The organism is Pseudomonas sp. HMSC066A08 (genome assembly GCF_001813025.1).
GTDB lineage: Bacteria > Pseudomonadota > Gammaproteobacteria > Pseudomonadales > Pseudomonadaceae > Pseudomonas > Pseudomonas aeruginosa.
This window is the reverse complement of the sequence record NZ_KV811371.1, coordinates 111,104-124,213: the sequence shown is the minus strand read 5'-3', so window position 1 is coordinate 124,213 and position 13,110 is coordinate 111,104. Positions and strand designations below refer to the sequence as shown.

Genomic DNA, 13,110 nt, shown 5'->3' with positions numbered 1-13,110 from the left:
CTACAGCGCGGACAACGCGCGGTATTCGTCCTGGGCATGCTGGTCGGTCATGCCGCTGACGAAATCCTGGAGCATGCGGCAGCGGTGGTAGAACTCCCACTGCCGCTGCAACGGATCTTCCGCCACCCCCTTCATGGCCTCCAGGTAAGCCTTGATCTGCTGGCTCGGCAGGCGCCGAACCAGCAGTTGCGGATGCGGCGCGGCGGCCTGGCGACCTGCGGCGAGGGCCTGGAACTCCTCGGCCGGCAGATGCAGCAGCGGCGCGTAGAAATCCAGCAGGCCCTGGATGATGCGGTAGCCCTGCAATTCCAGGGTTTCCACCTCCGGATGGCAGAACACCCATTCCATGGCCACGTCCTTGAACGTCTGGACGATGGCGTGCGGCAGGCTGCCGTCCTCCATCAGCGCGCGGCCGAGGGTGCCGGCATGAACCGCTTCGAGGTTGTCGATGAACTGCTGGGCGGCGTGCTGGACCAGCGGGTGGATCATTTTCACCCGCAGGCGGATGAAGAATTCGCTGACCTTGTTGATCGGCTCCCGCTCGGCCTTTTCCAGCGAGTAGTCGACCATCCGCTGGAAGCTCATGTTGTCCGCGTCGCCGGGAATCGGCGCGTCCGGCGAATGGTGGACGGCAAACTTCTTCACCAGCAGATCCGCCAATTGACGGATGTCGAGGATGCCTTTTTCCACCGAGTCTTCGATATCGGCAAGGCAATAGGAGATATCGTCGGCCGCCTCCATGATGTAGGCCACAGGATGGCGAGTGCCCGGGCGCATGCCGAGAACTTGGCGCAGTTCGTCGACGAAGGCTTCCTCGGAAAGATAGAAGCCCGGCTTCTTGTTCAGGTAGTGGTTCGCCGCCGCCTTGTCCGGCTTCGGCTCGTAGGCCGGACGCACGTATTTGAGCAGGCCGGCGGTCTGGGTATAGGTAAGGTTCAGGCGCAGCAGCTTCACCACCAGGCGAATGGCCTGGGCGTTGCCTTCGAAATGCTTGAGGTCGGCGAGCATGCGCTGCTGCAACGGGCCGTCGCCCTGGCCCGGCGGTACGCGACGCTCGAACAGGACGTCGAGGTTGCGTTCGAACCAGTCGTTGATGGCGTACTCGCCGAAATGCCCGAACGGCGGATTGCCGACGTCGTGCATCAGGCAGGCCATTTCCACCAGGCTTTCCAGCGCGCCTTCCAGCCCGTCCAGGCCGACCTCCGCGGCGCGCGGGCCCAGTTGGCGGAACAGCGTGCGAACGATGAAGCGTCCGGTCTGCTGTACCTCCAGGGAATGGGTCAGGCGGCTGCGCACCGCCGCGTTGCGCTCCAGCGGGAAGACCTGGGTCTTCTGCTGCAAGCGACGCACGGCGGCGGAATTGACGATGCGCCCGCGGTCGCTTTCCAACTGGTAGACGATATCCTGCAGATCGGTATTCCCGGCATGTCCGTAGGTTTCCCTGTCGTGCGGACGCTGGCGGGATATCCGCTCCTTGAAATCCACGGCCCCTGGCATCTGGCGCTGTTCTCCACTCGGTCGGCTGCGAACCCCGAGCCTAGCGCGTGGCGGCGGTTTAACCAAGGTCGCGACAATCCGTCCCACTACCGTTCGCGGCCCGCCCTCTTCCCCGGGCGGCGGCAACTGGCAGAATACCCCGCTCGGCACGAGCGACCCCCGCCGCAGAACGAGGGCGCCGCCGATCATGCGTGCGCCCATAGAAACAGGAACGTTCAGGGAGGTTCCGCATGAGCATCACATCCACCGACATCTGCCAGGCCGCCGATGCCCTCAAGGGATTCGTCGGTTTCAACCGCAAGACCGGCCGCTACATCGTGCGTTTCAGCGAAGACTCCTTCGGCATGGACGTAGCCGACGACAGCATCACGCCCACCAGCGAGTTCGTCTGGAGTTCGGTACGCGACGACGTCATGCGCCTGGGCCGCGAGCAGTTGCAGATACTGCTGGAGCAGAACATCAACGAACGGCTGAACATCGGCGAAGCGCTGCTGGTCTACCTGCGCCGCCAGGACCTGCCGGAGATCACCGCGCAACGCCAGTTGCGCTGAACGCCGTCGATCGCCGCCCGCGCCGCCTGCTGCGGCGCAGCACTATGCTGAAGGCATCCGCCGTTGATCATCCGGTCGCCGCAGGCGCTGCGCGAGGAGGTGAACGCCATGAGCAAGGGGCTGAACGCGAAGAAGGAAACCCGCAAGAAACCGCTGAAGAGCGCTCATGAGAAGCGTCTGGCGAAACGCGCGAAGAAGCACGGACCATACGCCCTGCCCGGCACGCCACAGCAGGGCTGAACCACACCGGCGAGCGGCTGTGGGCCGCCCCGCCGTGCTGCCGCTCAATCGTCCGCGGCGGGATCAAGGCCAGGGAACAGCACCTCGGTGAAGCCGAACTTGCTGAAATCGGTGATCCGCGACGGATACAGGCGTCCGATCAGGTGGTCGCACTCATGCTGTACCACGCGCGCATGGAAGCCCTCGACGCTGCGGTCGATCGGCTGGCCCTGCGGGTCCACGCCCTGGTAGCGGATCCGCCGGTGGCGCGGCACCATGCCGCGCAGACCCGGCACCGACAGGCAGCCTTCCCAGCCCTCCTCCATCTCGTCGTCCAGCGGGGTGATCAGCGGATTCAGCAGGATGGTCGGCGGCACGGCCGGGGCGTCCGGATAACGCTCGCTGCGCTCGAAGCCGAAGATCACCAGTTGCAGGTCGACGCCGATCTGCGGAGCGGCCAGTCCCACGCCGCCGACGTGATGCATGGTTTCGAACATGTCGTCGATCAGTTGTCGCAGCTCCTGGCTGCCGAACAGCTTCGACGGTACCGGCGGCGCCATGCGCAGCAGACGTTCGTCGCCCATCCTGAGGATTTCCCGGATCATCCCGCACCTCTGAATAAAACAAGAAATTTCCCACATCCACCACTAGAAAACCAGACAGGACAAGGCTCCAGGCCCTTCCATCCCCCAATAGCCGCGCCATTGGATTGACGCCGAACGGATTTCTTTCCTGGCATATCCGGTAATATTCGCCCCACATAACGCTACACTGCCCAGTCGTGCCGCCGTGCTTTTTTCCATGGAGGAAACCCTTTTTGCTTGCGTCCGGTTCGCCTGCCTCGCAGCCCTTCGCCCCGTACAGGCGTGCCCTCGCCTGGCTGGTCCTGGCGGTTTCCTGCCTGGGCGGCGGAGGCCTGTGGGCGGAAGACGCGCGGACATCGGTCGAGCAACGCAGCAACGCGGTCAGCCAGGTTCTGCTGGGCATATTCAGCTACGTGCGCTGGCCGAAGGAACCCGCGGTCCTGCAACTCTGCGTGGTCGGCCCGACCGAGTACGCCGACGGCATGCTCCGCGGCATGGTGCAGGCCAATGGCAGGCGCGTGCATGCGGAACGCCGCGCGGTGGACAACCCGGACCTCGGCACGCTCTGCAACGTGATCTACCTCGGAGTGGTCGACGAGCGCGAGCGCCGGCAGGTGTTCCGCAGCCTGGCCGGGCATCCGGTGCTCTCCATCAGCGAGCGCGGCACCGAATGCAGCGTCGGCAGCATGTTCTGCCTCAACGTCGGCGGCCCGCGCATCACCTTCGAGGCCAATCTCGACTCCATCGCCCGCAGCGGCGTACGCGTACACCCGAGCGTACTGAAACTGGCAAGGCGGCAGGCTACCCCGTGATGAACCGTCGTCGTCGCTATACGGGCTCCAATCCATCGCTGCGCCGGGTGCTCTATCGCGCGCACCTGGGCGTGGCACTGGTCGCGGTATTCACCGCCGGGCTGGCGGTGACCCTGGTCGGCCTGCTGACCCTGCGCGCCTATGCCGACCCCAACCAGCAACTGATCGCCCGGTCCATCAGCTATACCGTCGAAGCCGCGGTGGTCTTCGGCGATGCCCAGGCCGCCGAGGAGTCCCTCGCGCTGATCGCCTCCAGCGAAGAGGTCTCCAGCGCCATCGTCTACGACCGCCAGGGACAGACCCTGGCCAGTTGGCATCGGGAAAGCACCGGGCCGCTGCACCTGCTGGAACAGCAACTGGCGCACTGGCTGCTCAGCGCGCCGACCGAACAACCGATCCTGCACGACGGCCAGAAGATCGGTTCGGTGGAGGTGAAAGGCTCCGGCGGCAGCCTGCTGCGCTTCCTGCTCACCGGTTTCGCCGGCATGGTCCTGTGCCTGCTGCTTACCGCCCTGGGCGCCTTCTACCTGTCGCGGCGGCTGGTACGCGGTATCGTCGGCCCGCTCGACCAACTGGCGAAGGTCGCGCATACCGTGCGCCGCGAACGGGATTTCGAGAAGCGCGTACCGGAAGCCGGCATCGCCGAGCTGAGCCAACTGGGCGAGGACTTCAACGCCCTGCTCGACGAACTCGAATCCTGGCAGGCGCGCCTGCAGGACGAGAACGCCTCGCTGGCGCACCAGGCCCACCACGACAGCCTGACCAGCCTGCCCAACCGCGCCTTCTTCGAAGGCCGCCTGAGCCGGGCGCTGCGCGATGCCAACGAGCATCGCGAGCAATTGGCGGTGCTGTTCATCGACAGCGACCGCTTCAAGGAGATCAACGACCGCCTCGGCCATGCCGCCGGCGACACCGTGCTGGTCAACATCGCCATGCGCATCCGTGGGCAGTTGCGCGAAAGCGACCTGGTGGCGCGCCTGGGTGGCGACGAATTCGCCGTGCTGCTCGCGCCGCTGGCGTCCGGCGCCGACGCCCTGCGTATCGCCGACAACATCATCGCCAGCATGCAGGCGCCGATCCGGCTCAGCGACGGCAGCACGGTGAGTACCTCGCTGACCATCGGCATCGCCCTCTATCCCGAGCATGCGGATACCCCGGCGGCGCTGCTCCACGACGCCGACATGGCGATGTACATCGCCAAGCGCCAGGCCCGCGGCAGCCGGCGCCTGGCGGATCTCAACGACCCCCGTATCCTTCAACGAGAAAAGGAGATAGACCGTGCTACCTCAGTTCCACCCAAGTAAGCTGCTCGTCTTCGCCTTGTTCGGCCTATTGCTGGGCCTGGCTGGCTGCCAAAGTAAGCCGCCGCAGCCGCAGACCGGCCTGAGCGCCGAGCAGATCGCCGTGCTTCAGGAACAGGGCTTCGAACTGCGCGACGAAGGCTGGGAGTTCGGCATGTCGAGCAAGGTGCTGTTCGGCAACAACCTCGACCGCCTGAACCCCGACAGCCGCAGCACCCTGGCCAAGATCGCCCGCGCCCTGCTCGCGGTAGACATCGACAAGGTCCGCCTGGAAGGCCACACCGACAACTACGGCGACGAAGGCTACAACCAGAAGCTCTCCGAACGGCGCGCCGAATCGGTGGCCGCGGTGTTCCGCGAAGCCGGCATGCCGGCGGCCAACATCGAGGTCCGCGGCCTGGGCATGAGCAAGCCGGTGGCCGATAACAAGACCCGCGCCGGCCGCAGCGAGAACCGCCGCGTCGCCATCATCGTTCCCGCCGAGTAATCCTGCGCTCGCGGGCCGCGTACGGCCCACCCGTACCTGGCCCGTCCATCGCCCGGCCCCGCCGCCACCCCGCTTCCGGCCTATGTTGAAGGAAGAAGCCAGCAGACCGGCGTACCGGCCGCCGCTGCCGCGGATGCTAGACTGAATCCTGCGCAAGAAACCGACAACCCCGGCCGACCTGCCGCTTGCAGGTGCTCCGGGGTCCACCGACAGGGGGTATCGACCTTTGCCTGTTCACCCAGGGAACAGGCCGTCAGAAGATGGGAGGCATGCCATGAACCGGCATTACTACATCAGCGACAACCTCGACGAGCTGGAAAGGCTCGAAGCCGAACTGGAAGCCAGCGGCATCGCCACCGAGCAGATCCACGTCCTCAGCGAAAAGGACGCGGAGACCGGCCAGCGCCATTTGCACGAAGTCTCTCCGTTCATGAAGAAGGATGTGGTCCGCTCCGGCCGTGTCGGCCTGCTGGTCGGCCTCGCCCTGGCCATCGTCGCCGTGGCCTTCGCCTACGCCAGCGGCTGGACGGAAACCGCCGCCGGCTGGATTCCGGTGATTTTCCTCGGCGCCGTGCTCTGCGCGTTCTGCCTGTGGGAAGGCAGCTTCTTCGGCCTGCAGCGCACCAACCGTGCCTTCCGCCCCTTCGAAGAACGCCTGCACCAGGGGCAGCACCTGTTCTTCGTCGATGTGAAGAACGCCCAGGAGCCGATCCTGGTCAACGTGGTCAGCCACCACCCGCGCCTGCAGGACGCCGGCACCGGCCCCGCGGTCTCTCCGGTACTGCTGGGCTGGCAGCAACGCTGGCGGCAGTTCCGGCGGATGGTCTGAGCGGCGGGGCCTGCGCGCCACGCAGGTCCTGTGCCGTCCCTCCGGCTGCTAGAATATCCGGCTACCCGCCCGCCATCCCGGCCGGCGCGGCCCGTCAGGAAACTCCATGAAACTCGATAAAGCGGCAGCCATCGCACAGCTCAACCAGGCCTTGGGCATGTCCGTGCTGGATGCCGGCAACACCCTGCTCGCCCGCTTCAACAAGAGCAAGAACGTCTGGTGGTTCGATATTCCGCTCAGCCAACTGAAGGCCGGCAAGTTCCTCAACCTGCTGCTGGCGAACCCGGCCGGCGATGCAGTGGAGCACCTGAAGGTACCCACCGGTTTCCTTCGCCAGCAGCAGGACAGCCTGGAACTGCGCGACAAGAACGCCCGCCGGCCGACCCTCAGCCTGGAGCTGAGCGCGGACCCCGGCAAGCGCCTGCGCGACGTCCGCCCCGGCGGCGCTGGCCTGGACTTCGCCCCGTTCCTCCAGACCTGAGCGAAAACCTCAGCGCGGCAGTTCGATGCGTTCCGGGTGGATCAGGATCAGGCCTTTCTTGTAGAGGCCGCCGATGGCCTTCTTGAAGGTCCCCTTGCTGACCCCGAAGAGCCGGTGGATATCTTCCGGCGAGCTCTTGTCGCTGAGCGGCAGGCTGCCGCCGGCCTCCAGCAACCGGGCGAGGATCTGCTGGCTCAGCTCGACGGCGGCCTCGGCGCCGACCGGTTGCAGGCTCAGGGCGATCTTGCCGTCCGCGCGCAATTCCTTGATGTAGCCCTGTTCGCGCATGCCGCTGCGGAGGAACTTGAACGCCTCGTTCTTGTGGATCAGGCCCCAGTGCTTGCCCTCGATGATCGCCTTGAAGCCCATCTCGGTACGCTCCACCACCAGCAGGTCGACCGCCTGGCCGACGCTGTAGCGCGGCGGCAGGTTGTCCAGCTGGCGGTCCAGGCGCGCGGTGGCGGTGATGCGGTTGGTGCGCTTGTCCAGGTAGACGTAGACCACGCAGTAGTCGCCGACCTGCAACGGACGCTTTTCTTCCGAATGCGGCAGCAGCAGGTCCTTGGGCAGGCCCCAGTCGAGGAACAGGCCGATCCGGTTGATCTCCACGACCTTCAGGCTGGCGAAACCGCCGACCTGGACCTTGGGCGTCTGGGTGGTGGCGATCAGGCGGTCGTCGCTATCCAGGTAGATGAACACGTTGAGCCAGTCGCCCACTTCGCTGGGCTGGTCCTTCGGCACATAGCGCTTGGGCAGGAGGATCTCGCCGTGCTGGGTACCGTCGAGATAGAGCCCGAACTCCGTGTGCTTGACCACCTGCAGTGAATTGAAACGCCCGATGACCGCCATGTTGTCTCCCCCTGTCGAAGGGGCGGCATTCTACCGGGCGCCACGCATGCGGGCGGAAGTTTTTGCCGGTACGCCGACGCCGCTCATCGCCTTGCCGGCCGTTCGCGCCGAAACATCCTGAACCACGCGGACATTTCCCAAATGCCGACTGTCTACTGGCAGCAAGCACAACGATGTTTCAAAATCGTGAACCCTAAAGACTTTTTTGGAACATCCTTATCAAGGATTCTCGCTGCCGCTCATCAGGAGTTCCCGTGCGTCCACTCAGCCGTTGGCTCTCATCTTGCGGCTCGCTTCTGGCGCTGGCCGCGCTATTCCTGGCCGTTCCCCTCGCCGGCCGCTACTGGCTCGGCTGGTCGGCGCCGTTCGGCTATCTCTCGGACCTGGCCCTCGGCAGCCTGCTGGTGCTGCTCCTGCATCGACGCTCCCTGTGGTTCGCGCTCCCGGTCATGCTGCTCTGGTGCCTGTTCCTGATCGGCAATGCCGAACTGGTCGGCGCGGTCGGGCGCATGCCGGAGCCTTCCGACCTCAAGTACCTGCTGGATCCGCAGTTCGTCAGCAGCTCCACCCAGGGCGGTGGCCTCGCCCACCTGCCACTGGCGCTCGGCCTCGGCGGCGCGACATTGCTTTGCGTGCTGCTCTGGCGCCGCCGCGGTCCGCGCCTGCCGCGCTATGCCTACGCGCTGCCGGCGGCGTTCCTGGCGGCGCATGTCGGCCTGCAATACCTGCGTCCGAGCGATGCCGACCAATGGCAGCAGTACAACCTGCCGCACAAACTGCTGGCCAGCGCGCTCAGCAGTGGCCAACTGGCGGTCGAAGACTGGCTCGCCGGCGACCGTCCGGACACCCCGCCGGACGTCGCCGGGCTCAACCAGCTCGACCTTTCCGGAACGCCGCTGCTGGCCGGCGGAGGGCGCGCGCGCAACGTCCTGATCGTGGCCATGGAGGGAATCCCCGGCGCATATATCGCCGCCAACCGCGCCGCCATCAACAGCAGCTACCACGAAGCGCCGATGCCCAGGCTGAGTGGCTGGGCCGAACGGGCGATGACCACCCCGGACTACGTGCTGCACAGCCACCAGACCATCCGCGGCCTCTACGCCATGCTCTGCGGCGACTACAGCAAGCTCGACTCGGGCACGCCGAAGGGCGTCGAGCTGCTGAACAACCCGGCCCGGGCCAGGGAGTGCCTGCCCGCCCAGCTGCGCCAGCACGGTTTCAGCACGCACTTCCTGCAGGGTGCCGGCCTGCGCTTCATGGCCAAGGACAAGGTCATGCCGCAGATGGGCTTCGACAAGACCCTCGGGCGCGACTGGTTCCGCAACAAGTCCTACCTGGAGTTTCCCTGGGGCATGGACGACAAGGCCTTCTTCGAGGGCGCCGCGACCTACGTGAAGCAGCTGCGCCAGCAGAAGAAACCCTGGATGCTGACCCTGCTCACCGTCGGCACCCACCAGCCCTATTCGGCGCCTGCCGACTACCTGGCCCGCTACCCGAACGCCAAGCGGGCCGCGGTGGCCTATCTCGACGACGCGATCGACGCCTTCCTCGCCGACCTGGAGAAACAGGGCGTGTTGCGCGACACCCTGGTGGTGCTCACTTCCGACGAGTCCCACGGTGTCGACCAGGTGCGCCTCGCCTCGGCCTGGGGCTTCAACCTGGTGCTGGCACCGGAACAGGCGGCGCTGCCGCCGATCAAGAGCGGGGTCTACGGCCACGTCGACCTCGCCGCATCCGTCCTCGACTATTTCGGCTACCGCGTGCCGGCGGGGATTTCCGGGCGCTCGCTGTTCCGCGACTACGCCAGCGGCCGCGAAATGATGTCCTACACCAACGGCATGCTGCGCTACCACGACGGCAAGGACACCTTCGTCGAATGCGATTTCCAGCAGGTCTGCCGGCGCTACCGCAGCGAGGGCTTCATCGCCGACGAAGCCGAGTTCCTCGGTCGCTTCAGCGGTCGCCAGGCACGCCTGGTCAGCCAGCGCGCCGCCGTCCTCGACCACTCCGTGCAACAGGCCGGCCAGTTGGGCCAGGAGTTCCAGTTCGCCACCCACGAACGCATCCGCCTGAAGCCGGAAACCCACAACGACTGGACCGACAACCTGATCGGCGCGCAATACCTGGAGATGCCGAAGAACAGCAGGACCACGGTCACCCTGAAGATCCGCGCCTTGCAGATGGACCGCAACGGCGCCCGGGTGACGCTGAAGACCAAGGAGTTCGAACGCGACGTTCCCATACCGGTACCGGACATCCCGCGCCTGGTCAAAGGCAAGCCGCTGGACATGAGCTTCACCTTCGACAACCCGGAAGCGCGCAAGGCTTTCTCCTTCCACCTGCTCGCCGAGGGTCGTGGGATCATCGAGATCAGCGACTTCCACGTGGTCACGGCGGCCAACCCGGAACCCGTGGAAAGCCGCAGCCAGGTCGCCGAAGCGGCGAAGGAACAGCCGCTGCTGAGCACCCTGAAAAGCCTGTTCGCCAATCGCCCAGAAGCAGAGGAAACCGAACGCGCGGACGCCCCCCGGGAGCGCACCGTCATCCCCGAGCAGAAGGCCCTGATCCTTTCGCACTGACCGCGCCGCAGCGCCTGGCCCACCCGGCCGCGCGCTCCCCGCTGAACCCAGCGCCGTCGCTGGCGTCGAAGATTCGCAAGCAACCAGGCGAAACGGAGAACGGCATGAAGCACCTGGCATTCCTCGCCCTCGGCGGGCTCCTGCTGGCGCCCCTGGCCGAAGCGGCCAGCTTCGATTGCGAAAAGGCTGCGCGAGCGGACGAAAAGGCCATCTGCGCGAACCGTGCGCTGAACGACAAGGACGTCGAGATGAGCGTCAAGTACCGCTTCCTCCGCGGCCTGTTCGCCATGGGCGGCCGCGGCGCCATGCAGGACCGGCAGCAGGACTGGCTGCGCGAGCGCCGGCGCTGCGGTGGCGACACCGACTGCCTCTCCCGCGCCTACGCGCAGCGTATCGACGAGCTGGACAAGCAGTACGCGGGCATCGACAAGCCGCTCTGAAGCTAGCGTCCGCCAGCGGCGAACTGCAGTTCCGCCAACCGTGCATAGAGCGGGTTCTCGGCGATCAGCCGGGCATGGCTACCAATGGCCACCAGCCGCCCCTGGTCGATCACCGCGATGCGGTCGGCGCTCTGCACCGTGGCCAGGCGATGGGCGATCACCAGGGTGGTACGTCCGCTCATCAGGCCTGGCAGGGCCTGCTGGATCAGGTGCTCGCTTTCCGCATCCAGGGCGCTGGTCGCCTCGTCGAGCAGCAGCACCGGCGCGTCTACCAGCAACGCCCGGGCGATCGCCAGGCGCTGGCGCTGGCCGCCGGACAGGCCGATGCCGCCCTCGCCCAGGTGGGTGGCGTAGCCCTGCGGCAGACCCAGGATGAACTCGTGGGCATGCGCGGCGCGCGCGGCGGCCTCGACCTCGGCGGCGCTGGCATGCGGACGGCCGTAGCGGATGTTTTCCTCGACGCTGCCGAAGAACAGCGCGGGGTTCTGCGACACCAGGGCAAAGCTGCGGCGCAAGTCGGCCGGGTCCAGTTCGACGATCGGCTGTCCGTCCAGCAACAACTGCCCCTGCTGCGGATCGAAGAAACGCAGGAGCAGATCGAACAGGGTCGACTTGCCGGCACCGGAAGGTCCGACCAGGGCCAGGGTTTCCCCCGGTTCGACGGCCAGGCTGATATCGTCGATGGCCCAGTGTTCGGGACGGGTCGGATAGGCGAAGCGCACCGCCTGCAATTCGATCCTCCCGCTCACCCTTGCCGCCAGCTTGCGTGGCTGCGCCGGCGGACGAATTTCGCTGCGCGCCCTGAGCAGCTCGGCGATGCGCTCTGCGGCGCCGGCGGCGCGCTGCAATTCGCCGATCACCTCGCTGAGGGTGCCGAAGGCCATGCCGACGATCAGGCTGTAGAAGACGAACGCGGCCAGTTCGCCGGCCGAGATGCTGCCGGCGATCACGTCGCGGCCGCCGACCCAGAGCATGACGCCGACCGCGCCGAGCACCAGCACGATCACCACGGTGATCAGCCAGGCGCGCTGGGCGATACGCTTGCGCGCGGTGTCGAAGGCGCGTTCGACGGTGCCGGCGAAGCGCTGGCGATCCTGCGCCTGGTGGTTGTAGGCCTGCACGGTCTTGATCTGGCCGAGGGTTTCACCGACGTAGCTGCCGACGTCGGCAACCCGGTCCTGGCTTTCCCGCGACAGGCTGCGCACGCGGCGGCCGAACAGCAGGATCGGGGCGATCACCAGCGGCAACGCCAGCACCACGATGCTGGTCAGCTTGGCGTTGGTGACGAACATCAGCAGCACCCCGCCGAACAGCATCAGGGCATTGCGCAGGGCCATCGACAGCGAGGAACCGATCACCGTCTGCAGCAGCGTAGTGTCGGCGGTCAGGCGCGACTGGATCTCGGAGCTACGGTTGGTTTCGTAGAAACCGGGATGCAACTCGATCAGGTGGTCGAACACGCGCTTGCGGATATCGGCGACGAAGCGCTCGCCGATCCAGGACACCAGGTAGAAGCGCACGAAGGTGCCCATGGCCAGGCCGAGCACCAGCACGAAGAACAGCAGGATGTAGCGATTGAGCAATTCGGGCGAGGCGGTGAGGAACCCCTGGTCCACCAGCAGGCGGATACCCTGGCCCAGGGACAGGGTGATCGCCGCGGTGAACAGCAACGCCACCAGGGCCCCGAGCATGCGCCAGCGGTAAGGCGCCATGAAGCGCCAGGCCAGGCGCAGGGCGATACGTTGGCGGGAGGAGAGAATGGCTGGCATGCGGCGCTCGCTCGGCGGCTGGGGTTCCGCAGGTTAGCACCGGGAACGCAGCGAGGCGATGCATGCCCCGGCCGGCAGCGCGATGATATCGACGTATATATCCGGGTAACTTGGCCGACAACTAATCGTGAACTTTTCATTATTCTCGATATAGGCGAGATAGAACCCCGGAGAACTTTCTCGCCCAATTAGTGCAAACATTGGAATTCATGCCGGGATGCGCGAAGGGAGTTGTCTACCTGGCGGTATCCTGCGTCGCCCGGGGTCGGCGGGACATCCAGCCGCGGAGGCCTCGAGCAGTTCGCCGCCGGCTCGCCAATGTCGCAGCGCCTCGCTCGGGTATTGCCTAACGGACTTTATAGAAAACAGCAGGTTACGTCCGAAATCTGATCGACAATATTCAAGATGAAATAAAACGCCGCTTCGGTTATAATGAACGGCCATATTTAATGCAGAGACAGGTCCCCGGATATGGCCATCATGAAGAAAACCGTCGCGCCGAAAGCCGCCAAGCCGGCTCCCGCGGTCGAAACCCGCGAGTCCATCGAAGCGCAGGTCGCCGCCTTCCTCCAGGCCGGCGGCGAGATCCAGAAGATCGCCAAGGGCGTCAGCGGCCAGGTCTACGGCCCGTCGCGGCAGATCACCATCAGCAAGAAGCGCTGATCGCCCGCCCCTCGCCGGGGACTACGAAGGGGATGGCAGGCCGGCACGC

The 13,110-nt window shown here is 65.9% G+C and carries 14 protein-coding genes; 10 read left to right on the top strand and 4 right to left on the bottom strand.

Annotated elements, in window-relative coordinates:
• Nucleotides 1-1,497, bottom strand: coding sequence for a dGTPase (gene dgt / locus HMPREF2886_RS29070; protein WP_033969291.1), 1,497 nt, complete (start codon nt 1,495-1,497; stop codon nt 1-3).
• Between the two features lie 230 nt (nt 1,498-1,727).
• Here dgt and HMPREF2886_RS29065 point away from each other — a divergent pair, with 230 nt between their 5' ends.
• Both HMPREF2886_RS29065 and HMPREF2886_RS35115 read left to right on the top strand, forming a co-directional pair.
• A complete protein-coding gene (locus tag HMPREF2886_RS29065; protein ID WP_033969292.1) occupies nt 1,728-2,048 on the top strand; it encodes a DUF2025 family protein in 321 nt (106 codons plus the stop codon).
• 108 nt (nt 2,049-2,156) lie between these two features.
• Entirely contained in the window at nt 2,157-2,288 is a 132-nt protein-coding gene (locus HMPREF2886_RS35115; protein WP_256562607.1) for a hypothetical protein, read from the top strand.
• Between the two features lie 44 nt (nt 2,289-2,332).
• On the opposite strand, the gene def is transcribed toward HMPREF2886_RS35115, so the two are convergent.
• Nucleotides 2,333-2,872 carry a peptide deformylase gene (def, locus tag HMPREF2886_RS29060; RefSeq protein WP_033969294.1) on the bottom strand — a complete coding sequence of 180 codons (540 nt, stop codon included), beginning with the start codon at nt 2,870-2,872 and terminating at the stop codon, nt 2,333-2,335.
• Nucleotides 2,873-3,084: 212 nt separating this feature from the next.
• On the opposite strand from def, the gene yfiR reads away from it, so the two are divergent.
• From yfiR to HMPREF2886_RS29035, 5 genes are all read left to right on the top strand, one after another.
• Entirely contained in the window at nt 3,085-3,663 is a 579-nt protein-coding gene (gene yfiR, locus HMPREF2886_RS29055) for a small colony variant regulatory diguanylate cyclase inhibitor YfiR (protein WP_033969295.1), read from the top strand.
• The gene (gene tpbB / locus HMPREF2886_RS29050) at nt 3,663-4,967 is read left to right on the top strand and encodes a small colony variant regulatory network diguanylate cyclase TpbB (RefSeq protein WP_039027140.1); all 1,305 of its coding nucleotides are present in this window, start codon (nt 3,663-3,665) and stop codon (nt 4,965-4,967) included. Before yfiR ends, tpbB begins: the two co-directional genes overlap by 1 nt.
• A complete protein-coding gene (locus HMPREF2886_RS29045; RefSeq protein WP_033969297.1) occupies nt 4,942-5,451 on the top strand; it encodes an outer membrane lipoprotein YfiB in 510 nt (169 codons plus the stop codon). The genes tpbB and HMPREF2886_RS29045 overlap by 26 nt, the downstream gene beginning before the upstream one ends.
• 274 nt (nt 5,452-5,725) lie before the next feature.
• The gene (locus tag HMPREF2886_RS29040) at nt 5,726-6,280 is read left to right on the top strand and encodes a magnesium transporter (protein WP_033969298.1); all 555 of its coding nucleotides are present in this window, start codon (nt 5,726-5,728) and stop codon (nt 6,278-6,280) included.
• A gap of 106 nt (nt 6,281-6,386) precedes the next feature.
• Nucleotides 6,387-6,761 carry a hypothetical protein gene (locus HMPREF2886_RS29035; protein WP_057388873.1) on the top strand — a complete coding sequence of 125 codons (375 nt, stop codon included), beginning with the start codon at nt 6,387-6,389 and terminating at the stop codon, nt 6,759-6,761.
• A gap of 9 nt (nt 6,762-6,770) precedes the next feature.
• Here HMPREF2886_RS29035 and HMPREF2886_RS29030 read toward each other — a convergent pair whose 3' ends face one another.
• A complete protein-coding gene (locus HMPREF2886_RS29030) occupies nt 6,771-7,610 on the bottom strand; it encodes a CvfB family protein (RefSeq protein WP_003082250.1) in 840 nt (279 codons plus the stop codon).
• A gap of 254 nt (nt 7,611-7,864) precedes the next feature.
• On the opposite strand from HMPREF2886_RS29030, the gene HMPREF2886_RS29025 reads away from it, so the two are divergent.
• Together HMPREF2886_RS29025 and HMPREF2886_RS29020 are read left to right on the top strand one after the other, a co-directional pair.
• Complete coding sequence (locus HMPREF2886_RS29025) at nt 7,865-10,189, top strand: LTA synthase family protein (protein WP_070748861.1); 2,325 nt, start codon at nt 7,865-7,867, stop codon at nt 10,187-10,189.
• A gap of 104 nt (nt 10,190-10,293) precedes the next feature.
• Nucleotides 10,294-10,629 carry a lysozyme inhibitor LprI family protein gene (locus tag HMPREF2886_RS29020; RefSeq protein ID WP_033969303.1) on the top strand — a complete coding sequence of 112 codons (336 nt, stop codon included), beginning with the start codon at nt 10,294-10,296 and terminating at the stop codon, nt 10,627-10,629.
• A gap of 2 nt (nt 10,630-10,631) precedes the next feature.
• On the opposite strand, the gene hcuC is transcribed toward HMPREF2886_RS29020, so the two are convergent.
• Nucleotides 10,632-12,398, bottom strand: a complete 1,767-nt coding sequence (gene hcuC / locus HMPREF2886_RS29015) for a hydrophobic compound transporter HcuC (RefSeq protein ID WP_070748859.1) — start codon at nt 12,396-12,398, stop codon at nt 10,632-10,634.
• 471 nt (nt 12,399-12,869) lie between these two features.
• On the opposite strand from hcuC, the gene HMPREF2886_RS29010 reads away from it, so the two are divergent.
• Nucleotides 12,870-13,061, top strand: a complete 192-nt coding sequence (locus tag HMPREF2886_RS29010; RefSeq protein WP_003109112.1) for a hypothetical protein — start codon at nt 12,870-12,872, stop codon at nt 13,059-13,061.
• The last annotated feature ends 49 nt before the right edge of the window (nt 13,062-13,110 follow it).

Excerpts from the sequence above, each read along its gene's own strand:
- dgt (WP_033969291.1), bottom strand. The coding sequence starts at position 1,497 with ATGCCAGGGGCCGTGGATTTCAAGGAGCGGATATCCCGCCAGCGTCCG.
- HMPREF2886_RS29065 (WP_033969292.1), top strand. The coding sequence starts at position 1,728 with ATGAGCATCACATCCACCGACATCTGCCAGGCCGCCGATGCCCTCAAG.
- HMPREF2886_RS35115 (WP_256562607.1), top strand. The coding sequence starts at position 2,157 with ATGAGCAAGGGGCTGAACGCGAAGAAGGAAACCCGCAAGAAACCGCTG.
- def (WP_033969294.1), bottom strand. The coding sequence starts at position 2,872 with ATGATCCGGGAAATCCTCAGGATGGGCGACGAACGTCTGCTGCGCATG.
- tpbB (WP_039027140.1), top strand. The coding sequence starts at position 3,663 with ATGAACCGTCGTCGTCGCTATACGGGCTCCAATCCATCGCTGCGCCGG.
- HMPREF2886_RS29040 (WP_033969298.1), top strand. The coding sequence starts at position 5,726 with ATGAACCGGCATTACTACATCAGCGACAACCTCGACGAGCTGGAAAGG.
- HMPREF2886_RS29035 (WP_057388873.1), top strand. The coding sequence starts at position 6,387 with ATGAAACTCGATAAAGCGGCAGCCATCGCACAGCTCAACCAGGCCTTG.
- HMPREF2886_RS29030 (WP_003082250.1), bottom strand. The coding sequence starts at position 7,610 with ATGGCGGTCATCGGGCGTTTCAATTCACTGCAGGTGGTCAAGCACACG.
- HMPREF2886_RS29020 (WP_033969303.1), top strand. The coding sequence starts at position 10,294 with ATGAAGCACCTGGCATTCCTCGCCCTCGGCGGGCTCCTGCTGGCGCCC.
- hcuC (WP_070748859.1), bottom strand. The coding sequence starts at position 12,398 with ATGCCAGCCATTCTCTCCTCCCGCCAACGTATCGCCCTGCGCCTGGCC.
- HMPREF2886_RS29010 (WP_003109112.1), top strand. The coding sequence starts at position 12,870 with ATGGCCATCATGAAGAAAACCGTCGCGCCGAAAGCCGCCAAGCCGGCT.